Genomic DNA, 22,323 nt, shown 5'->3' on the forward strand with positions numbered 1-22,323 from the left:
CCTTCACCGAATACCCCCACACTAACGCGGCAAAGTGACAAATAGATGTCAGCGTCACACCAGCTTCACCAAAGGGACATCTTGGTGTCACTTGAGCGTCATAAAAATGCCTTAAGGTTGTCGCACATTTTTCAACAAAGGCTGTAACTATGCGCTTTTCGACAACTAAACGCCGCTCCTTGCTAACTGCTAGCATTCTCGCGGCACTTGCTGCTCCTATGAGTACGATTGTGTACGCTGCCACCAGCGTACAAGGGGTCGTCACCGATGCCAACGGTTCACCACTTGAAGGTGTGCGCGTGAGTGTACAAGGCACCAACCAAACCGTCTTCACCGACAGCACCGGCCGCTATACCCTACGCCAAGTTGCCGATGGCTCACAAACTCTAGTTTTCGAATACATTGGTATGCCAGCCAAAGAGCAACAAGTTTCAGCGAACAGTGATACTACACAGTTGAACGTGCGCTTAGGTAGCGACGATGCGATTGAGCGAATCCAAATTACCAGCCAACGCGATGCAAGCAACCGGGCATTAAACGAATATCGCGCTTCAGACGCGGTCGCTAACTTCATCGCCGCCGACGATATGGGTCAGTTTGTCGACCAAAACGTTGCTGAATCGCTGCAACGCTTGCCCGGCACCACTATTGCTCGTGACCAAGGTGAAGGCCGCTTCGTGAGCGTTCGTGGTATCTCACCTGGCTTGAACACCGTGACCTTGAATGGTGTGCGCATCGGTACCCCAGAAGATAGCTCACGCGCGGTCACCCTTGACGTTATCCCGACCGGTTCGGTTGAAAGCATTTCTTTGGTCAAAGCGCCTACCGCAGACATGCCGGGCGATGCGCTTGGTGGCTCAATTGATATCAAGTCGCCGTCACCATTTGATCGCCAAGGCCGCAGCATTCGCTATCGCGCCGAAGGATCGTACAACGAGCTGAGCGGCACGACCTCGCCAAAATTCGTCTTTAACATGAGCGATGTGGTGAATGACCAATTCGGTTATGCCTTCGGTATCAACTACCAAGATCGCGAACTCGAATCAGATAACGTTGAAGCAGAGTACGACGAAGTCGATTTTGGCAGCGAAGAAGTGTTCTCAATGATCGAGCTGCAGCAGCGGAAATATTGGGTGCAACGTGAACGTTTGGGCGCCAATTTGAACTTGGAGTTCCGCCCATCAGACGAGAGTCGTTTGTATTTAAACACCATTTACAGCGAATTCACTGACGGCGAAAAACGCCAACGCAGCATTTTCAGCTTTGAAGATGGCGACTTAACTGCCTTCAACGGCACCTCGGCGCGCGCCGATTTGCCAGCAGACAGCATCAAACGCCGCATCCGCTATCGCACCAAAAACCAAGACACTCTGGCAATTGATGCTGGCGGCGAACAGCGTTTTGACGATTGGACCTTGAACTATCGTGCGGGATATTCGAAAACTCGTGAACGTGTTTTGGATGAAAATGAAGGACGTTTTGAATACAACGCGGACGACTTGAGCGCGGAATTTGCGTTCGGAAATGGTTTACCGTCGTTTGAGCTATTCGAAGGTGCGCAACCTACAAGTCGCCACTTGGACAATGCCAACTTCTTCCTTGATCGCACGATTCTTGAACCCATCCTTGTTGATGACAACGAGTTCAGTGCCGGATTCGATGCAGAATTTCCGTATGCATTCGGCATGACTGAATTGACGCTAAAAACTGGTTTCGACATGCGTCAAAAAGAGAAAGATGCCGACGTTACCGAAGTGGAATTGCGCGACGTACCTGACTTGATGTTGAGCCAGTTCACCATTGGCTCGCCAAGCTACTCTCTTGGTAACTTGGGCGACGGCATCAGCGCTTCTGAATACTTGGATTACTATGCGCGTAACGCTGCGGACTTCCGCGAACGTCCAAAAGATGTGGCTGAAAATACCGCGTTGCGTGAAGCCGAAGACTATCAAGCCGACGAAGATGTGTACGCTGGTTACTTGATGGCAACTGTGGATCTTGAGCGCACACGTATCATTGCTGGGGTACGCGTTGAGCAAACGGACTTCAGTGCCACCGGTACCGAACTCACTTTTGATGAGAACGGTGACTTGAGTGTGGGTACGCGCTCAGCTTCTAGTGACTACACCAATGTGTTACCGAGCTTACATGTGATTCACGATTTGGCTGACGACATGCGCTTACGCGCCGCTTGGACCAACACCATTGCGCGTCCGAGTTTTGGTGATATTTCACCACGTGCGGAAATCAACTTAGAAGATGGTGAAGTCGAACTGGGCAACCCAGCACTTGACCCTTATGAAGCGATGAACTGGGACCTAATGTACGACTGGTTCTACGCTGATGGCAGCGTGTTCTCAGCTGGCGTTTTCTATAAAGATATCGACAACTACATTGTTGACGTTGTGACCAACAATGATGCGGAATTCCCGGGCTTTGAAGTGGAACGTCCGACCAACGCCATCGGTGCTTCGGTACTTGGCTTTGAAGCAAACTGGTTGCATAGCTTTGCGGCGAGTGAGTTGGAAGGCTTGCTGATTGGTGCCAACTTGACCTTGCTGGATACCGAATTAGAATTGCTCGAGCGTCAAGGCGAAGACTTCTCGATTCCGGAGTCGGCTGATACCACCGGGAACGTGTTTGTCGGTTACGAGAAAGGCGCATTCAGTACGCGTTTAAGCGTCACTTATCGTGATAGTTCGTTGAACGAAGTCGGCGATGACACGCGCTACGACATCTACACAGCAGCGCACACCCAGGTCGATTTGACCGCATCTTATCGCTTCTCAAAAGGCATGGAGCTGGTATTCGAAGGCGCTAACTTGAACGATGAGCCGTTAGAGTTGTATCAAGGTTCAGAAAACTTCACGTTGCAGCATGAACTCTATGGACCGACCTTCTCACTAGGTCTGCGCGGTAGTTTCTAAGCCACCGCTGCAAAGTCCTTTTCTCACAACGCCCAGCCCTTACCAGCTGGGCGTTTCACTACTAAAAAGGGCAGCCCTCCCTCGCGGTCGTAGCCGACCGCAGGGAGGGCTGCCCTTTCTGCTTAGTGCTGGTGGGTGAAATCGCAGAAGCGCTGGGCGTCGAGAGGGCGGCTGTAGAGGTAACCTTGGGCTTCGTCACAACCAAGTTCGAGCAGCAATTGCCATTGCTCTTCGGTTTCGACACCTTCGGCCAGTGCAATCATGTTGAGACTCTTCGCTAAGGCGATAATCCCACGCACAATAGCGATATCGATTTGACTAGCAGAGCTAAGATCGTCAATAAACGACTTATCGATTTTGAGCTTATCGAGGCCAAAACGCTTCAAGTAGCTTATCGATGAATAACCGGTACCGAAATCGTCCAACGATACGTGGAAACCCTCGGCTCTTAATGCTGCGATAGTCGTAAGGGCTTGCTCGGGATTCTGCAGCGCCACCACTTCGGTGAGCTCGAGTTCGAATAATTCCGGCGCGACCTGTTCCTCCTCGACGATGCGCTTGAGACTTCGCACCAGATCGGGGTCTTCGAAACGACTGGCTGACACATTCACCGCTACGACAAGATCAGGGCAACCGTTTTGTTGCCATTGCTTTATTTGCTTCGCCACTTGGCGGAACACCCAACGATCAATACTAGCGATTAAACCACTGCGTTCAGCTAGCGGAATAAAACGTCCTGGCGGGATCTCTCCCAGTTCTGCTGAACGCCATCTCAGCAAGGCCTCAGCACCAATCACTTCGCGCGTGCGCATGTTGACTTGGGGCTGATAAACCAAGGAAAACTCGTTTCGTTCCAGAGCGAAGTTCAAGGCATTGAGCAGCTGCAATTGCTCGGCAGCATCGGCATGCATGTTGTCGCTGTAGATTTGGAAAGTATTGCGACCCTTTTTCTTGGCTTCGTACATGGCCACTTCGGCGTGCTGAAGCACCTCGTCAGCACACGTTTCGTGGGTCATAAAAGTCGTCACACCAATAGACGCCGTCACCACCGACATTTGCCCGTTGATGCGCATTGGCGCACGCACTGTATTGAGTACCCGCAGTGCAGTTTCAGCTGCAGCATTGAGTTCACTAGTCGTAAGCAACATCGCAAACACATCGCCGGACAGGCGATATACGATTCTTTGTGCATTCGCTAAGCCCTGCAAGCGATGGCTCACAGTACTCAACACCTTGTTGCCAGCCTCCAACCCCACCGCATCGTTTATTAGCTTAAAATTATCGAGGTTGATGTAAAGCAGTGCAGCACTTTTCCGTTCGGATGACGCCGCCATTTTCTTAAAGTCAGTTTGGTAAGCCACACGATTGGGCAAGCCAGTAAGTTGGTCAAAATACGAGAGCTGATGAATTTTCTCTTCGTTTTCGATGGCTTTGGTAACATCGTTTTTGAACGAGATGTACTTGACCGTACGACCTTGCGCATCTTTGATAGGGAATATAGTCGTCAGCTCTACAAACTCATCGCCTGCTTTGTTGCGATTAATCAACTCTCCGGACCAGGAATCGCCGTTAAGTAGGTGTCGCCACATGTCTGCGAAAACTTCTTTAGGCGTGCGTCCTGAGCCTGATATTTTGGGGTCTTGACCCATAAGTTCGTCACGTTCATAACCACTGCTATCGACATAAGCCTTATTCACATATTCAATACGCGCATCGGTGTCGGTAATAAAAATGGGATTCGGATTTTGTTCCACAGCAAGACTCAGCATCGTTACCTGCTCTTCTTGCTCAATCCGCGTGCACCAAGACAACAACGACTCTAACCATAGCGTGAGCGCCTGCAGATCGCGCGCTGAGTAACTACGGTCATGATCGCTCAACATCAGATAAGTGGTGTTGCCATTACGCGGCTTAATTTTGACGGCAAGCACGTGCAGGTCGCCGTCGTTTTTGATGAAATTGTACTGGACGTCGAGCTGCTGCCATTCCATCGGATTGAGCAGTGCTTGCGGACCACCATCGGCAGCTATCAATTGCGCTTGCTCACTTTCTGCTGTGGCACTTTCATACAGGGCTGCACAGGCACTGGGAATCACAATACGTGCGTATTTAACGCCATGTTCGATCAGTGCCCGCTTGTCGTGCTTTGCGGCTTGTTCTGACAGCTGTAATAAACTTTCGTTGAGCCGCGCTTCATGGGCGAGTTCGGCGGCCTGCTGTTGGGTCGTTGTGACTTCTTTTGCGAGTTGCAGATAGGGGCGTGTGACCGTCTCGATAAAAATCGCTCGATAGAGGTATACGTACGCGATGATCTTATAAACATGACCGAAGAAATTATAAGTATCAGTCACATCTTGATACAGCGTAAAAAAGAACTCACTTACCACCATCAGTAACGAAGCAGCGATAAGTGCACTGGTATTCGCATTGGTTTTGGGGCGTTTGAGATTCAGTGCGAATAAAACTGCAGCACTCAAAAACAGCGCAATGAGCACATATTCGCTGATGATTTTAAATCTTGTGAGCCCGGTAGCAGGGTCAAAGGTTTGTGGGAGTTGGTCCTGATAAAATATCAAGACATAGCTCAACGCAACCGTAATGATCAGTGTCAGGGCAATGGTTGGATAGGCCTTTATACGATTCAGCGGCAGCCACGGCGTGAGTGCCAGTGCAATAAGCGCAAGTGCAGAGAAAAGTCGCGCAACCAACCAGAAGTTGATCGCTTTTTCGGGACTCGCTGGCGTGATAAACGGTGGCATGCCAGCGTAGGACACCACATGACTGAAATCAAAGAGCGCAACGGCGAGCATTAAGCACGAAAGCAGCAGCAAATTACCATTTTGCGCGTATTGGCGTGTGCTCCAGCCGACCGAAAATATAAGCACCGCCACCGAAATTGCCGCAACTTCAAGGAAGTTATGCAACGACAAAAAGTGTTCAGATGCTTCGAACCACCCTTTTTGCTTCACCAACACCACCAGCGCAACCAGAAAAATAGCCCACAGGAGGCTAGTTGTAGCCTCCTTGAGGTCGTTTCGGTGACTCGGATGAATCAGTTCTGCCATAGTTAGTTTAGCTGTTCATAATTTAGACATTTATACATCATGCGCTTGATTGCTTTTTGGCGCAATACCGAAGAAAGGGCAGCCCTCCCTGCGGTCGGGCACCCCGCGCAGGAGGGGCTGCCCTTTTTTCAGGGTTTTCCGTTGTAGATCATGGGTTTCCTGTTGCGCGGATCAGGGGGTGCAACACGGCTAGATCGCCATCGATGGGCGTCATCAGCTCAAGGTTTAGCAGCTCGGCCATGAACGGATAAATATGGATATTTTGGAAGCGCGGCAATGGCTGTTGTTGCTTGATAGCAGGGCCCGCAGCGATGAAAATACCGTCCATGTCACGACGCGAGTGATAGCCATGCGTACCACCGTCGCGCCATTGCTCTTTCGGGCGCGAGGCAAAACTAGCTGGAGCATCAACACCCAAAATTATCGCAGGTTTGCGTGGGCCTGGACTCACGTTTAAGGCTTGGAGCTGCTGCTCCGACTCGATGGTAAACGTTTTGTCTTGAATGGCGGCGAGTTGCTCACGCAACGCTTCGGTCTGCGCTTCCGTAGTATCTTGGTTTGGATAAATCAACAACCGCGTCTGCGCATTGACGACGGTAAACAAGGCTTCATCAATCGGTAGCTGCGCTGTGTCTATCATCTCAGCAGCGGTAATTTGCGTCATGCCGTGGTCGGACACCAGAATTAAATTGACCGGCTCGTCGACATCATTTTGTATACGCTGCCAGAGGTCACCGATGAGCTCGTCGAGATAGCTGACTGCCTCTTTAACTTCCTCAGACTCAGGCCCGAAGCGGTGCCCCATGGTATCGACCAGCGAGAAATAACCGGTGACAAGACGCGGCCGCGCCGCCTTTGGCAATTGCAGCCACTGCACAATTTGATCGATGCGCTGCTCGTAAGGAGCAGGTTTGCTGTAGTTGAAGTAGTAGCTCGGCGTGCGACCATTGATACGCGCCTCAGACTCAGGCCAGAAAAATGTTGCCGCTTTTACCCCCTGAAATTCGGCAAGGTTCCAAATTGGCAGCGTTGTCAGCCAAGTGCTGTCTTTGACGCCATCGCCCATTTGGTATTTCTGCTGCCGCTCGGTATCAAAAAAGCGATTATCAACAATGCCATGATTCGACGGATACTGCCCCGTCACAATCGAAATATGATTCGGGAAGGTCTTGGCCGGGTAAACCGGAATCAAGCCCTCAGCACGCGTGCCCTGCGCAGCAATCGCGGCGATGTTTTTGGCATCGTACATTTCAATATAGTCGTGACGAAAACCGTCGATAGAAATCATCACCACTGTTTGTGCTTGTTGTTCTTGCTGCTCTTGCGCGCTGCTTGTTGTAACACCCGCTACTAACATTAGCGCCAAAAAAAGGGTCCGCATTCGTTACTCTCGCTCATCAAAAATTATTGCGAACATAGTATCGAACTTTTCCGTGACAATGTAGTGACATCAGGACCTACCGCGCGATTCCCGCGACAGAGTGGGCAGCCCTTTCTACGGGGTTTGGGCAAATTAAATTTGCGTAATATACCTAATAAGATATATTTGAGGTCATAACGGTATATCGGAATAGGTATAAAACAATTATGCGGCTCGAAACAGCAAAAGAAATAGGGGAAGGTATCAAAAAGGCGCGGCTAGCATTGGGCTGGTCGCAGACCGAACTAGCGGCGAAGATTGGCTCTACACAGGCCGTAGTATCTAGGTTTGAAGCCTCGGGCGACGGCCGCATCGAGACACTACTGAAAATAACCGAAGCGCTCGAATTGCAGTTAGTACTGCTGCAGCGCAACAACAGCCAGCTCTGGTCCCGCCTGCAAAACAGCTAGAAAAAGGGCAGCCCTTCCTGCGGTTGCGCCCGACCGCGAGGGAGGGCTGCCCTCTCTACTCGTCATCAGTGCGGGCGATGACCTCGAAGTCGCCGGCAGCAAGCTCAACGATGACCACTTCAATCGGCTGGCAGCAGATTTGGCAATCGACAATTTGCTGCTGGCCAATATCGTACAGCGGGTCCACTTCAATGCTGTTCGGTGCCATGCAATACGGGCAACTGAATTCTGATTCGTAGGTTAGCGACATACAGGTCTCCCCGACTACTCTGCAGGAAAGTAATACACGCGCGCAATCAAGTCTCCGGCAAATTCATACACGGCGATGCTCGATTGCGAACGCTCCTCATCATTAACGCGCCACGACGCCTGTTCGATCACCGACACCCGCGAACCATAAGCTTGTGCGTCGAGCAGTTCACTGCGGCACGATGCACAAGCCGCAAAATAGCCATCCATAGCGGCAACAAGCTCTGAGCGCCCGGCCACCTCAACCGAAATTTCAGCCGAGTCACTCACCGACAGCCACTGCACGTCGTCTGTCACCAATACGCCCATCGCCGCCGAGTCCTGCGCATTAAACGCCGCCACGAAGCGCTCCACATGTGCAACGCGTTCGGCAGAACCAGACTCAGACGTAGAAGCGGCAACCGCACAAGACAAAGAAAGCCCCAAACAAACACACAACAGGAATAACTTGCGCATCACCCTAACCACCCCGCACATACTGAAAACGCGGCACCTCAACACCATCGACCAGCACCGTTTCAACAAACATCGGATAGGGTCGCACCCATAGCTTGCGCTCGCCATATAGCGGCCGATAGAGCACCAATAACTCCTCGGTCTCCGAGTGCCTAACCACGTCTAACACCTCGTATTCGGGCCCTTTGTAGTGCTTGTAAATACCTGGCTGCAACGAATCCATCGAATACCTTCTTTTGATTAAGCGCAAAAAGCCATTATAGTAAGTCCTATTCGTACAAGCTATTCAGTTCAATCGACACGGGCGCAACCCAAGAGCACATGGACGACACGATTCAGTATTACACCAAGCACGCCGAGCAGCTAGCCACCCAATACGATAGCCTCGATTTTGAGCAAGTGCATCAGGACTGGCTCGAAGAGTTGCCGCGCGACGGCATTGCACTTGACGTCGGTGCCGGCTCGGGCCGCGATGCCCGTTACCTCGCCAGTAAAGGCCTAACCGTGTATGCCGTCGAGCCCGCGCAAGGCATTCGCGAACAAGCGCAACGCTACGCCACCAGCCCGAACATTCATTGGATTGACGACAGCCTGCCCGAACTCGCCCATGTACAACGCCAAGCCACCAAATTCGACCTCATTCTACTGAGCGCAGTGTGGATGCACATCGCGCCCAGCCAACGCCAACGCGCGTTTCGCAAACTCAGCTCGCTGCTAAAGCCGAACGGCAAAATGGTCGTTTCGTTACGCCACGGCGCCAGCCCCGACGAGCGGACGATGCACCCGGTTGATGCCAATGAGCTCAAGCAATACGCGCAGCAGCAGGGGTTGAGCTTTCGCATACTCAGCCGTCGCGACGACTCGCTTGGTAGAGCTGATGTTCAGTGGGAGACTGTTCTGATGACAAATACGAACTGGAACTAAATTTATGTATCGCTTGAACTCATACATCGAACAATTTAAGGATGTCCGTCCTAATCAATCCCATGGTTCAAAAAGTCCTCACAAAGCCAGTCTACTTTTTGCCGTCATGGATTTGATTCAAGACGGTATTATTGTACAAAATCAAATTTTCTTCGATGATGGACTCAAAGATCGCTTTGCTTGGTATTTTAATCGGTTCAAGAAGAAAAGAGATCAACTCGATGCAACTAAGCCTTTCTTCTACTTGAGAACGTCGGACTTTTGGCATCATCAAATTAGACCCAATGCCGCAGAGCAATACAGGAAAATTAAGACACCTTCAGAAAAGTCTATTCTCGAGACAATTGAATTTGCCTACCTTGATCAAGCTCTGTTTGATCTCATTCAGAATCCCAAACATGCAGATCAGCTGAGAGCAGCTCTCGTTGCTAATCTCGATTCTAATCAAGAAGGTTTTAAAGACTGGGCTAAGGCTATCGGACAAGGTGAAGCACAAGTTTCGCAGTTCATTGAAGTTCTGAGCAACGAATTTCCTAAAACATCTGCATCGCATGGTGCTTTGAACTCAAGTATCTTTGAGATAAAGGACTATTTTGAAATATCAAAGTTGATCACCACTATTTCCGAAATGAAGGAGCCTGCGCCATTTGGATACCTTAAAAAAGACCAAGTGGTCTCTGCTCTTTCACTTTATCGTGCCTATTTGGATCAGTTAACTGACGCCTCGGCTCAATCAGATATTGACACCATAGTAAATGATCCAACAATTCCTGAAACCTCGAAACCAACCTTAATACATGCGCGTCGCGGACAAGGAAAATTCAGAGAGCGGTTGATAAAACAGTGGAACGGGTGCGCTGTGACGGGATATGGGAATATTTCCATGTTAATGGCTTCTCATATTAAGCCATGGGCAACCTGCGATAACAGTGAACGACTCGACCCCTACAATGGACTGTTGCTAAGTCCCAACTTGGATAAAGCATTTGATCTTCACTTTATTTCGTTCACGGACAAGGGACGAATTTTGATTTCTGAGCAATTAGGTGACTTCAAAAAGCTCGGTATTCATACTGATATGGAAGTAAAACTGAGTAAACAACACCAAAAATTTATGGACGAACATCGCGATGTATTTCACTCTACCTTGTAGCTGGAGGTGTATTTTTGTCGCTATCGATCTTTTGCAATAGGATTATTCCTTACATAACCACCTTTTGGGAGACGTAGACCATGGCCCGCGCCCACGCCTTACACATTCTAGTTAAAACCGAATCCGAGGCCGCAGAGCTGAAAAAGCAGCTCGCCGCTGGCAAGAAATTTGGTGATTTAGCGCGCAAGCACTCACTTTGTCCGTCAGGCAAAAAGGGCGGCGACCTTGGCGAATTTCGTCGCGGTCAAATGGTGCCAGCCTTCGATAAAGTCGTCTTCGGAAAGCCCACGCTCGAGGTGCATGGGCCGGTGAAAACTCAATTTGGCTGGCACTTGATAAAGGTGCTGTCGCGAGGGTGAAATTGGACCACTTTCTCTGTAATCCCCCCCATTTTAAGCAGCAGTTATTTATAGAATTAATGAACCGCTTGCGTTAATTGTTTCGGCGGATTACAACCTGTCCGCGTATTTATCAAGCAGTTTCACAAGAACTGCAGACTGTTTTTCAGTTGGTATTTTCATAGGGTTCTTTGCAACGCTGAGTATCCCCACAATAGAAGGCGTTAGGGCATCATCTTCATGCAGACAGCGCTCGACGTCTAACCATACATTTTTCCCAGTTTTTATAACTCTAGCCTGCGCCTCTATACCATTATCTGTTTTTTGAACTTTTCTAGCATCGGTAACTCGCCTTTTAGCCTCATCGACACTTATTAATAAGTTTTTTAACGAAGATATATCGCAAGCCAATTTTTGCACTCGCTCCCAGAACATTGCTTTTTTAGCATATTCACTCGGATTACCTACCGGCCTGTCGTCCGCTAACAAGAGCGCACTAATCTTTCGTCCCAATTCGAGCAACAGTGACAACAGAGCCTCTGACGGAGACTGAGTCCGCCATAAAACATCATTGTTCCATTCAAGCCTATTATTCAGGACCTCATAAGAGATTCGGGCAATCGCATAGGTTACTATGTTTGCTCTATAGCCCGAGTACCATGACTCTTTCATAATTTCCTTTTCAAATGCTCTGAAGATCCATGCGCGATTCACCAACTTCCTGAAATATTCTTCGTTGAAAAAGTCTTTATCTTTTTCCCACTGCAAATCTACCTGTTCAGCAAATTTTGCAAAGTTTTTCTGTGCACCTTTGCTTACTTCATGAGGCAAGCAGTCCCATGAGTTCATTATCTTGGCAACATCCGTTTTCGTGAGGAGCTGTGAACGCGGGTGAAGCAACTGAAACTGTTTTTTCTTTGAGGGTGAGAGATATGCCTGCGCATCAAGATACTGTCCTCTTGCTCGTTCATAAAACCAATGTGTTTGCGCACGCTGTCCAACTCTGACAGGCACCCATATTCTTCGTGAGAACTCTTCGAGCCTCACATGATAAGGGTGGTTCGAAAACAGATCAGCATCAGACACTTTATTCTGCGAATTGGCAAATCGTGAAATTTTTGGCACAAGTTCTGAGGAAGCTTCGTTAGATAGCACCGTGAGTTTCATCTGCACAGAAATAGAGGATAGGTCAGCCTTATCTTTTACATAAGCGCTGTAAATTGAAGCTGTTGTCTGTCCCCCGTTTACGATCTGCAGATTTTTGAGCTCAACGATCATTGGCCCTTTGTCAGTTTGCTCAATTTTGATGCCTTCAGCTGTCGTTGTCAGGCCATTGTTATAAGCAAAAAAATGGGAAGGGTCCCCTAGAATTGTAGCGCGGATGCCTTTATTTATTTTTCCACGATGCTGAAGAAAGCTCCGCACGTTCTGTTCCAGCAGCCTAGCTCCCCACTCTCCATACAGAGATACCAGCCTATCTCCCGAGATGACTGCTAAAACAGACTGACCATCCTCGTTGCTGTGAGCGACGAGACAAGGGAGAGGATTATCTCTCAGGTCGATGAGCATTTCTTCTCGTTCATTGCGGGAGGATTCTAATTTATATATACGACTCAGGTCCCAAATATTGACACGGCATACTTTACTATCAATATCTTCAACTTTTACCTCTCTCATTTTTTCAGAAGCTGGACGATTAGAAACCAGAATCAACTTCACCCCTGATATTTCTGTCCAACTATCTTTTATGAACTTAGCAGCCTGAAAACTACTGCTAGTTGCTTCAAATGCTTCGGTCAGATGATTTGTTTTTAATGTTGTCATCAAAAATCTGACCAGACGATTCAAAACAGGCTCAATATCTTTTTTCGTAAACGTTTCTGGTAAGTCGTTTGATGTGAGAAATGTGACAATCAGAGATAACGTAAAATTGCTTGAGTCATATGAATATCCATCAATAGACCATCGACCGGCTCCATCTCTGCCATCTTCTATGATTGTAAAATCTTCAAATTCTCCAGCATCGGAAAGTAGGTCCAATATGTAATTCAGGAACTCAAATTCGATTAAGTTACCCTCAACATCTGAAGAGGCCTTAATATGCTCGATGAGAGATGTGTAGTAGTCGAGTATTTCGTCCATAAAACGCTATCCTTTATTCTTTATTTCCGTCATAGAACAATTCCATTCAGCAATAGAAGATAGACTCAGGTCATACCGAATACTTCTAATCGCACTCGGAAGAGTCTCAGATGTTAGTTTTGGAAATTCCTCGCCTACGCGGTATACAGTGGGTTCGCCTAAAATAAAGCGCAATTCATCATAGTAAGTGTCATAAATATAACCCGCCTCCATTATCCTTTCTTCAAATAAAGGATAGTGATTCGGGGGAACTTTTGCTTTTGCTTCTTCAACATATTGATTAAGAGTCAAGGCAGCTTCATCAGATGATAAAGCGCCGGGATAAGCGACAAGAAATAGCTGTCCGTCATAGTCCAGTTGTTCTTTTGAGGCAATTTTTATGACATCTGATTGAACACCGTGAGACTTGATCTCAACAGCTATATTTTTAGTAACATCTTTGAAGTCCTGCGCGCCACCAGTTGGGCCGAACCACCCTATAACTCCACTAGCGGAAAGCCGAGGAATCCAATGCTCTGTGAGAAACTTCATTTCACTTATTAACCCCAGACACTTTTCTGGGCTGAGTCTCTGACCACCTTTTTCAAACAATCTTTGCCAAGCCGCTACACGGCGCTTCAGTATGCCAAGAATCTGGTTTGTTGTGTCGGCATAATTACAAGCCTGAACTAAGTCCAGACAAAGGCGATGAAATACGGTCGCTAGCTCAGAGGAATTAATCACAACGCCTAAGTAATGATCTTCATTTGAGTCATCTACTCTAATTATTTGTATTTTTTTTGTTCCTCGGATATTTACTGCTACTCCACCCTCATTGGCATTAAGCTGTATTGCTACCCCGTAGTAGCCTCCCTCACTCTTAATCCAATACCATGGTTTTACAGAGTCAACTGGAACCCGAAGAGTAGAAAGCCTTCCCGAGGCAGGTGTGCGCATACCGCTCCATGGTGTATCAATACTGTTCATAATTCTTCTTCTACTGTTATTTGCGTACCATACCTCTCAAACCAATCGCGATTCGCTTCCCAATGAACATCAGGATGAGGTGAGTACATGGCTGGTATCGAGATAGCCCATCCCAATACAGTAGTCTCAGAGCAAAGTATATTCTTCTCTTTATCAGCATAGTCGTTAGCTTTTATCACGTGAAAAATCAAAGAAGGATTACGACGATTTTCAGAACGATACCTTCTTGCTTCTCTGTTTGTAACTCGCCCATGGTGCTTTTCAATAATTGCAAGATCTTGATCAGACAGCCCCAAGTCTTCAATTACCTTATCGGAGATTGTTTGCTTGGCATTGAGTCTCATTTCATGATCATTAAGCGAATTTTTGCGCTTTTTCACTATTGTTCTATTCATTCTCCCGTATGTATCACCATCTTTAGACTGCCACGTTCCAGCGCTATCCCCTTTGAGCTGAAACACGAAAACATCCCAATTTGCGAGCTCTTCTTCCGCTCCATGTTGCAAAAATTGTAAAAACAGATCACTTTCAGCCCAAAGGCCACAACTGGGATGATTAGTTAGATCTTTTAAGCAAGTAATGATTCGATCAGCCTCGATATTGGAAAAATGGATATGCTGCCGATGCCGCTCCGGTATCGATATTACAGGTTTACGTTTACTTTCAATTTTCGCGATAAATGCTGCAAATACCTCCAAATTTTTTTCTATAATCTCAGGTCGTGAATCGACACAATCTGTTTCAAGCAAGCGATCATCAAACCTTAATCTGGTCGTTATTGAAATTGCATTTCGCATCTTGTTTGCAGCAGTTACCATTAGAGCATCTGGTGATGCCTTAACCCGTAACCCAAATTCGCGAGGAGTTTTGTTTCGCCGTTGCATTTCAGCAACTTGTTCTCTCAGATCGTCAGACGCTTCTGATATATGGGCATACCAGTCTTTTGACTCAGATGTAATCCAAAGCCTCAAAAGATCTTGGTAACCATCACGGTAACCATACCACCTCCCCATCTGCATCAAGCTATCGTACATAATTGAACGTCGATAAAAATAGCTGACAACGAGGCCCTCAAGAGTCAGACCTCGGCTTAGCTTCAACCCACCAATTGCGATTTGCTTCTTAGGTCCATTGTCCTCATAAACCAGAGCCTCACCTGAGCGACTGTGCACAGTAACAGGCGTCGGCTTTTCCATCTTCTGCCAAGAAGAACAAATTTCTTCCCATTGCTCATCACTCGTATCCTTAAAATGTTTACACCACAGCTCATACAAGCGGCGCATTTCTGAAGACCTTCTCTCAGGTTCAGTCATTCCCGCATACACTGTTATAGCTCCCCAAAATTCATCAAGGCACCGAGCTACATGGGGTGCAATATCAGACTGGACAGACGTTAAACGAGACATATTAATCAGCATAGAGTCGTGTTTATGTCTTATTAGATGCTTTCCTCGGCGAATATCTTTTATTGAACAGGTAATCAGAAAGACCCCGATAGCCTCCTCTAGAGAGGGCGGAATTGACTCAATGGCAACTCCCGGTCTGTGAATTATTGGCAAATGTTCGTCAGCATCTTCAATTTGAATGCAGGCACGATCAGAAACATCATCGGTTCTAAAGAAGAATTTTGCACCACAATAATTGTTAGGCGGCTCTAGTGAGACAATAAAGTCTTTGGGAAATAAGTCATCAGTATTCGCACGGTCTCCCCCTGAATCGGGATCGATAAAAATATTAGCGAACGGTGTGGCGGTGTAAGCTACGTAGCTTGAACGCCGACAGGCCGATACGATCTCACGAATTAGCCGATTAATCGTTCTTGGATCCTCGTCCTCACTTCCAGTATTCACGGAAGCATTATCAGCCTCGTCATCAATGACTAATACAGGCTGTTCCATAGCACCACTCTTCGCATTCACTTCTGAAGTGAGCCAGTTTAATAATCTTTGAAGTGGTGATTTATTCTTTTTGGTCACGACCAGGATCGGTTCGTTAATCGTATCTATTCTGTAGCGTGGATTATGCTTAATATCGCTATCCCTGTCAGTTAGACAGAACGGCAAACGTGAATCGTTTGTTCGACCTACCCCTATTATTTTTGTTTCAGAATCAGCGCCAGAACGGCCGGCAATTGAGACACTCCCCACAAAGTCTGAGTCCAGACGTTCCTGAGTCTGCTGTCTAAGGTCCTCCATTATTCCAGTCAGGACAATTATAAGTTTGTAACCCGCATCAGCTGCCTTATTGATTAACGCTGAGTAATTATTCGTTTTTCCGGCCTGAACATCACCAATAACCATACCCTTGCAGGAAAAACCATTTTGAGACATAGGGTCGCCAAGAAGAGATAATATAAGGTTTGTATCTGTGTCCGTTCGCCTTAAAACACTTTCTGGTATGTCCTTGGAGTGAAAATGACTTTTAAATCTATTCCAAAAATACCAGTCGATACTCTGTCTTCTTTCCTCAGTCAGCCATTTAACCCTAGGTTTATCATCCACAAGAACAGCGGCTTCCCCAACTGTAACTTCAACTTTAGTCCTGAGAATTTCAATTATGGTCTTTTCGTCATCTTCATTGAGTTGCATGCCGGAACAAATTTCATGAACTCTCTCCCTTAACCAAGCTAAAGAAGGCAAGCGCTCAAGACGATGAACTTCTCTCTCAATCTGGCCAACAACCATTTCAAAAATAGTTTCCTTAATCAGCATTATTTTTCCCTATTTTTTTGATCAGGTTTTTTAATTGTTCTGGAGGTAAACCTATGTTGCTATCGCTTAAGAGTCCCTGTTCTATGATATCTATATCGAGTCCTGCATTGAGCAGACTCGCTATGATATCCATGTACTTTTCATTCAACTGCTCGGGCTCAGAGGTTAACTGAATATTTGATGCTGCAATGTCGTTTTTAATAAGCTCTATCGGCAGTGTGGATTCCACGAGTTTTAGAAATGCTGACTTCCATGATGCATTCCGCACTTCTGATAGAAGGTGCTTGAGAACTGTGTGCTCCTTATTTAAAACATAACTAACCCGATTAAGCTCTCGGTTATACTCTCTTTGCCAAATTGGCTCTGCGTCTGTAGAAGGCATTTTCGCTCGGTTCGTAAAAGTACGTGAAGATTTCTGCACAGAGTTACCGATGACTCTGCGTAACTGCTCCCTTAACGCTGAAGGAAGTTCTACTCTTGACTTTAATACATCGATTTTCCAGAGTGAATCGGCATCGTTGGAGAAGTCCACACGAATTCTTGCTAGCTTATTTGTTTCCGAGACCTTTGCGAGCCTTTGCCAACCGCCATTGACGAGCAATCTTCCCGCTCGGTATATATAAACGCCTTGGCCAGCGTAATGGTCTCCCATAGGTGAAACCTTACGAGCGAAGGAGTGGCTAAAGCTTGACGGATGAGGGAGTAAATATGCTTTTATTCCGACACTACAACCACCAATCTGCATTGTCTCACTGGATAGTTGCACTGACGCCTGTCTTCCTTGTTCTGGCCTAGTAGCAAATGGATCTTTTGCCTCAATTTCATTATTATTCAGTGTTAACTTCACTCGTCGAGTCACATCATCTTCGGCAATAAACCTATGAAAGGTTAGTGCCAGATGCGCTATTAATATTTCTATGCGCCGACCATAATCGGCTTCGGCATTGGCTGCTGTCGGGTCGATCGCTCTGTCAAAGTCACTCCAAACCACCGCAGTGCCATGAGATGGTTTAAAACCAACACTTTCCATAATATTCAAACAATCGTCCGAACTAACCTCTCTAGCAAGCCATTCATTCTTCTGCTCAATAAGATTTAGATCCCACTTCAATCCGTACCATGGGTCATTTTCACTACGTCGGCTGATCAGAGTGAGTACCTTGCACTGAGAAAATGAAGCTGTTTTTAGCCCCATCCCAAAACGTCCAAGGTCGTCAGGCTCACGTAGGTGTTGAGGACCGACAGCCCCTAATGTCATTGCCGATCGCACTTCTCTAGGCGACATACCAATACCATCATCAAGGATTGTAAGAACAGGCTTTCCTCCCCGCCATTCAGTGAAAATTTCAATATTTTCAGCCTTTGCAGAAATAGAATTGTCTACGACATCAGCCACCGCAGATTCAAGGGAGTAGCCAATGCTTCTTAAGCTCTGCACAAAAGGGCCGGCCATTGGCGGCAGAGGAATAGTACTCATATGTTTGTAATTTGCCTTAACATTGAAGAATCAACTTGGCAAAAAACTTTAGGGAAATCTGATTGTAAAAATGGCACGAACATTTATTACTCCTTTAAAACAAAAACAAGCTAGTAGCCAAATCGCAACTGGCTAAGATCCATTGTTTTCTTACCACATAGCCTATGTTTAACGAAAACCATTGTCGATGGGAAGACTTACAGATAAAAACTATAACAGAAGCGCAATCATCAGGCTGTCCAGACATCTATCAGCGTCAAAAAATCTTCGAGATCTTCGTCACAGTCTGGAGACAGTCAAGCCTGTAAAAAAAACCGAAATCTCATTGAAAATGCGGCGTTATTTAAGGGGAAAGGTCAAACATCTCATTTGTTACGCTATAAAAACACATTAGTATCGAAGAAAAACTTTACCTGATCATTTATACAGTGCTATATTCCAGGAATAAAACCGGATAAGTGGGGGTGGTATGGGACAATCTGAGTGTATTAAGACTAAAATCCGCGACTTACGCGAGGAGTATCAACTCGGCCGCACAGAATTCGCCAACTTACTAGGATTGGGATCGTCTGGAGAAAGGACAATACGTGGTTGGGAAGAGGGAGAGCATGTCCCATCGAAGAAAAAAATTGATGATGTTAACCGATTGCTAAACGAGTTGAGAAGCATTCGGAACAAAGCTCCGTTTGCAGATAATAGAGCGGATCATCGTTTTAAATTCATCGATCTGTTCGCTGGTATTGGAGGAATCAGGCTTCCCTTCCAAGAATTAGGTGGCCAATGTGTCTTCACATCAGAGTGGGATAAATTTGCGCAAAAGACCTATTTAGCCAACTTTGGTGAAGTTCCAAACGGAGACATCACTCAAATTGCAGCCCATGAAATTCCGAAGCACGACGTGCTTCTTGCAGGTTTTCCATGTCAAGCGTTTTCGCAAGCCGGTTTAAAAAAAGGTTTCGAAGATACTCGGGGGACTATGTTTTTCGAGATTCAACGAATTCTTGCCGAGCATAGACCTCGTGCGTTCCTGCTAGAAAATGTAAAACAATTAAAAGGACACGATAAAGGACGTACCCTCAATACAATCCTCTCGATCTTACGAGGTACCAGCGACTCAACAATTGATAGCTCGTTAAACCTGAGCCCAGAGGCAAGGATCGCGTTGTCGCAGAAATTGAATTACTGGGTCGATGTCAGGATACTAAGAGCCGCCGATTTTGGCGCACCTCAAAATCGAGAGCGTATTTTCATTGTCGGGTTTAACAAAGACCTTTATCCGAAAGGGACCGACTTTGAAGAGTTATTTCAGTGGCCATCTCCTCCCAAGAGCGTCACCAGAGTAGGTGATATACTTGAACCAGACTCGAAAATTTCCGATGACGACAAGTACACTATTTCAGATCGTCTGTGGAGAGGTCACCAAGAACGAAAAATTAAACACAGGAAAAATGGGAATGGTTTCGGTTTCTCCCTATTCACTGGTGATTCGCCCTATACCAATACGATAAGTGCCCGCTATTATAAGGATGGCTCTGAAATCCTTATAGACCAAAGCCATTTAGGTAAGAACCCAAGGAAACTGACACCGCGAGAGTGCGCAAGGTTGCAGGGGTTTCCGGAAGAGTTCAATGTAGATGCCGTTTCTCACGTTCAAATCTATAAACAATTTGGAAATTCTGTTTGCATTAATGTTATAAGGGCTATCGCAGAACAAATGATTAAGGCACTATAACAATAGAGCATTTTCAAGCACTAACAGGATGAACGCATGCTGAAGGACCTCCGACAGTTTAAACCTATCGAAGCAATCGTGAATGATTCGAATCTCGGGGATTTTAGAATTCCTCAAGATCTGAAGGTAAAGCTAAATCAATTATTTGGACCCTCAAATTTCTCATTTAACGACTACACATCTTTCACGGTTACTGATAAGGAAAGTTCGAATGAGCCGGCAAACTATGCCTTGATTCCTAATCAATACCTAATTTACGCAAGTCGATTGTTTGATTTGGCAACAGAGCTTTTCAAATATATCAAGCTCTTCGAGAAGCTCAGGCACAAGAGAATGCTCCTTCTTGGCACTAGCCTTGAACTTGAACAAAACTTCCGCTCTCCAGAATTTGAAGGCGTTTTTGAGCATGAAGATGACATAGCTCTTTTCGCAAGATTTATGGATAAGGACGACACCAACTATAGGTTGGGAGCAAAGCGATTAATTAACGATAATGGCGTTCCTCGAGGTGGTAAAGACTGTTTCGGTTCGGTTGTTTTGAAAGTGGCTAATCTCCCAGATTCCTCATCTTCCATTTTCGGCGCTCTGGTTTACGAATTGTGCTCGAACATGCCCGTATATGAAACTCTGCACTCAGAACTTGGGAAGCAAGAATTTGCTCCTGTATTGGGTGACTTGCCTATTAAAAATCGAATCATACGAGATTTTGTGTATGCGGCTATTAAACACTTAGTCAAAGTTAATAAATTTGCTCGGCTTGCAAATCATTTAGAACCGAGTGGCCGAGGAGAACGGCTCCAACTGGCGAGCTCAACGGCTCATATTAGTTCTTTCTTTAGGGTTTCCGACATTGAATTAACGGACGAAGTTCTCTCGACGGGAGGAACTCGTCGTTGGTTTAACGAACCGTTCACTTATAACGGTACGTTCCATTACCTAACAAACCAATGGACCGACACTCCTGAAGAGAGTAATCACAGGGATATCAATAACTTTAAAGTTATTTTTGAAGAAATTTTCCCAGAGTATGAAATAGTAAGAGGAGAGCAAAGTTATACACTCAAACTTCGAGTGGGGGTAGAAACAAATTCCTACCGGATACCTAAACCATTCCTCTTACTAGCAGGCATTTCCGGCACAGGAAAAACTAGGTTCGTTCGGAAACAAGCCTCAGAAGACAATGCACTCTCAGATAATTATCAGTTGGTGGCTGTAAGACCAGATTGGCATGAGCCAAGCGACTTATTGGGGTATGTCTCAAGATTAGGTCACTCAAAACATTATGTTGTTACTGACGTTCTGAAGTTCATCAGTAAAACTTGGAAAGCATTAACTGATTCGGGGTTAAAATATGACCACATCGATGGCAGAGCAAGAGCAACTCTCACCGGTTCGCTACAGGAAATCATCAACGTAAAACCTCATTGGCTATGTCTTGATGAAATGAACTTAGCTCCAGTAGAACAGTATTTTGCAGATTATCTTTCAGTTCTGGAGACGAGAAACTGGGAATGGGATAACGATACTTTTCTATATGAGACCGACGCTTTACTCAGTCCGACTTTAATCAATCAACTGAACGATGACCAACAAGAATCTTTGCGCGAAGATTTAGGGTTAAAAGGCGAACGCTATAACGAGTTGTGGGAGGTATTCACGAAGTGCGGTATTGGTATTCCGCCAAACCTCATAGTCGCAGGTACAGTGAATATGGATGAGACGACTCATGGATTCTCACGTAAGGTGATCGATCGAGCTCTAACCTTTGATTTTGGTGAATTTTATCCAAACGACTTCAATGAATTTTTTCATTCTTCAAGCACAAATGTACCGCTCAGTTTTCCTCTATTTTCTCAGATTGAAATAGGCCAACTACCGGAAGTCGATAGCTCTGGTTATGAGTGCATTAGGTTTCTCAGTGCTATTAACCAAGCACTTGATAACACGCCTTTTCAACTTGCGTACAGAGCATTGAATGAACTGCTATTGTCCGTTGTATGCTTTAACCCACAGAATAAAACCGAGCTAAGAGCCGTTTGGGACGATTTTCTAATGATGAAGGTACTCCCACGCATTGAAGGCGACGCTGACAAACTCAATTCTGACGAGAACGGCAATTCTATTTTGACCCGACTTTCAGCTTTTCTTGCCGAGGAGTTTTCGGAGTTTTGGAATGCGATGCCATCAGAAGGTAAAGCGCGTCCGGACTTACTTCGTAAAAAGTTAACTAGTGATGGCGAGTCAGACGTCATTAAGATTGCTTGCCGAAGTAAGAGAAAGCTGGAATGGATGCAAAGTCGATTGAATTCATCGGGCTTTACGAGCTTCTGGCCGTAATCCACTAAATCGCCTG

Annotated in this window: 16 protein-coding genes; 7 read left to right on the plus strand and 9 right to left on the minus strand. The window is 46.4% G+C overall.

Going from position 1 to position 22,323, the window contains the following annotated elements; all coding sequences use genetic code 11:
• Positions 1–218 precede the first annotated feature (218 nt).
• Entirely contained in the window at positions 219–2,927 is a 2,709-nt protein-coding gene (locus ACJ8W9_RS10545; protein ID WP_413694488.1) for a TonB-dependent receptor, read from the plus strand.
• Between the two features lie 122 nt (positions 2,928–3,049).
• Here ACJ8W9_RS10545 and ACJ8W9_RS10550 read toward each other — a convergent pair whose 3' ends face one another.
• Together ACJ8W9_RS10550 and ACJ8W9_RS10555 are read right to left on the minus strand one after the other, a co-directional pair.
• The gene (locus ACJ8W9_RS10550) at positions 3,050–5,992 is read right to left on the minus strand and encodes an EAL domain-containing protein (protein ID WP_411361032.1); all 2,943 of its coding nucleotides are present in this window, start codon (positions 5,990–5,992) and stop codon (positions 3,050–3,052) included.
• A 148-nt stretch (positions 5,993–6,140) separates the two neighbouring features.
• Entirely contained in the window at positions 6,141–7,349 is a 1,209-nt protein-coding gene (locus ACJ8W9_RS10555; RefSeq protein WP_411361137.1) for an ectonucleotide pyrophosphatase/phosphodiesterase, read from the minus strand.
• 230 nt (positions 7,350–7,579) lie between these two features.
• Here ACJ8W9_RS10555 and ACJ8W9_RS10560 point away from each other — a divergent pair, with 230 nt between their 5' ends.
• Positions 7,580–7,822 carry a helix-turn-helix domain-containing protein gene (locus tag ACJ8W9_RS10560; RefSeq protein WP_411361033.1) on the plus strand — a complete coding sequence of 81 codons (243 nt, stop codon included), beginning with the start codon at positions 7,580–7,582 and terminating at the stop codon, positions 7,820–7,822.
• A gap of 55 nt (positions 7,823–7,877) precedes the next feature.
• Here the strand turns inward: ACJ8W9_RS10560 and ACJ8W9_RS10565 are convergent, their stop codons facing one another.
• From ACJ8W9_RS10565 to ACJ8W9_RS10575, 3 genes are read right to left on the minus strand one after another with little or no spacing between them, the layout of a single operon-like run.
• Positions 7,878–8,072, minus strand: a complete 195-nt coding sequence (locus ACJ8W9_RS10565; RefSeq protein WP_411359462.1) for a CPXCG motif-containing cysteine-rich protein — start codon at positions 8,070–8,072, stop codon at positions 7,878–7,880.
• A 14-nt stretch (positions 8,073–8,086) separates the two neighbouring features.
• Positions 8,087–8,527 carry a nuclear transport factor 2 family protein gene (locus ACJ8W9_RS10570; protein ID WP_411361034.1) on the minus strand — a complete coding sequence of 147 codons (441 nt, stop codon included), beginning with the start codon at positions 8,525–8,527 and terminating at the stop codon, positions 8,087–8,089.
• 4 nt (positions 8,528–8,531) lie between these two features.
• Positions 8,532–8,750, minus strand: a complete 219-nt coding sequence (locus ACJ8W9_RS10575; RefSeq protein WP_411359460.1) for a DUF1653 domain-containing protein — start codon at positions 8,748–8,750, stop codon at positions 8,532–8,534.
• Between the two features lie 98 nt (positions 8,751–8,848).
• Between ACJ8W9_RS10575 and ACJ8W9_RS10580 the strand changes: the two genes are divergently transcribed.
• The 3 genes from ACJ8W9_RS10580 to ppiC all read left to right on the plus strand — a co-directional run bounded on the left by ACJ8W9_RS10580 (position 8,849) and on the right by ppiC (position 10,963).
• Positions 8,849–9,451 carry a class I SAM-dependent methyltransferase gene (locus ACJ8W9_RS10580; protein WP_411361035.1) on the plus strand — a complete coding sequence of 201 codons (603 nt, stop codon included), beginning with the start codon at positions 8,849–8,851 and terminating at the stop codon, positions 9,449–9,451.
• A 4-nt stretch (positions 9,452–9,455) separates the two neighbouring features.
• Positions 9,456–10,604 (plus strand): HNH endonuclease, encoded by a 1,149-nt coding sequence (locus ACJ8W9_RS10585; protein WP_411361036.1) that lies wholly within the window; start codon positions 9,456–9,458, stop codon positions 10,602–10,604.
• Between the two features lie 80 nt (positions 10,605–10,684).
• Positions 10,685–10,963 (plus strand): peptidylprolyl isomerase PpiC, encoded by a 279-nt coding sequence (gene ppiC / locus ACJ8W9_RS10590; protein ID WP_411361037.1) that lies wholly within the window; start codon positions 10,685–10,687, stop codon positions 10,961–10,963.
• A 90-nt stretch (positions 10,964–11,053) separates the two neighbouring features.
• Here ppiC and ACJ8W9_RS10595 read toward each other — a convergent pair whose 3' ends face one another.
• Genes ACJ8W9_RS10595 through ACJ8W9_RS10610 form a run of 4 tightly spaced genes read right to left on the minus strand, consistent with a single transcriptional unit; the run spans position 11,054 to position 18,238 of the window.
• Positions 11,054–13,084, minus strand: a complete 2,031-nt coding sequence (locus ACJ8W9_RS10595) for an AIPR family protein (protein WP_411361038.1) — start codon at positions 13,082–13,084, stop codon at positions 11,054–11,056.
• 6 nt (positions 13,085–13,090) lie between these two features.
• Entirely contained in the window at positions 13,091–14,050 is a 960-nt protein-coding gene (locus ACJ8W9_RS10600; RefSeq protein WP_411361039.1) for a PD-(D/E)XK motif protein, read from the minus strand.
• Complete coding sequence (locus ACJ8W9_RS10605) at positions 14,047–16,761, minus strand: Z1 domain-containing protein (RefSeq protein WP_411361040.1); 2,715 nt, start codon at positions 16,759–16,761, stop codon at positions 14,047–14,049. Before ACJ8W9_RS10605 ends, ACJ8W9_RS10600 begins: the two co-directional genes overlap by 4 nt.
• On the minus strand, positions 16,751–18,238 hold the full coding sequence (locus ACJ8W9_RS10610) for an ATP-binding protein (protein ID WP_411361041.1): 1,488 nt from the start codon (positions 18,236–18,238) through the stop codon (positions 16,751–16,753). Before ACJ8W9_RS10610 ends, ACJ8W9_RS10605 begins: the two co-directional genes overlap by 11 nt.
• A gap of 469 nt (positions 18,239–18,707) precedes the next feature.
• Here ACJ8W9_RS10610 and dcm point away from each other — a divergent pair, with 469 nt between their 5' ends.
• Both dcm and ACJ8W9_RS10620 read left to right on the plus strand, forming a co-directional pair.
• Entirely contained in the window at positions 18,708–19,970 is a 1,263-nt protein-coding gene (gene dcm / locus ACJ8W9_RS10615) for a DNA (cytosine-5-)-methyltransferase (RefSeq protein ID WP_411361042.1), read from the plus strand.
• Positions 19,971–20,006: 36 nt separating this feature from the next.
• Complete coding sequence (locus ACJ8W9_RS10620; RefSeq protein ID WP_411361043.1) at positions 20,007–22,307, plus strand: McrB family protein; 2,301 nt, start codon at positions 20,007–20,009, stop codon at positions 22,305–22,307.
• The last annotated feature ends 16 nt before the right edge of the window (positions 22,308–22,323 follow it).

Source organism: Pseudidiomarina salilacus, assembly GCF_047323925.1.
GTDB lineage: Bacteria > Pseudomonadota > Gammaproteobacteria > Enterobacterales > Alteromonadaceae > Pseudidiomarina > Pseudidiomarina salilacus.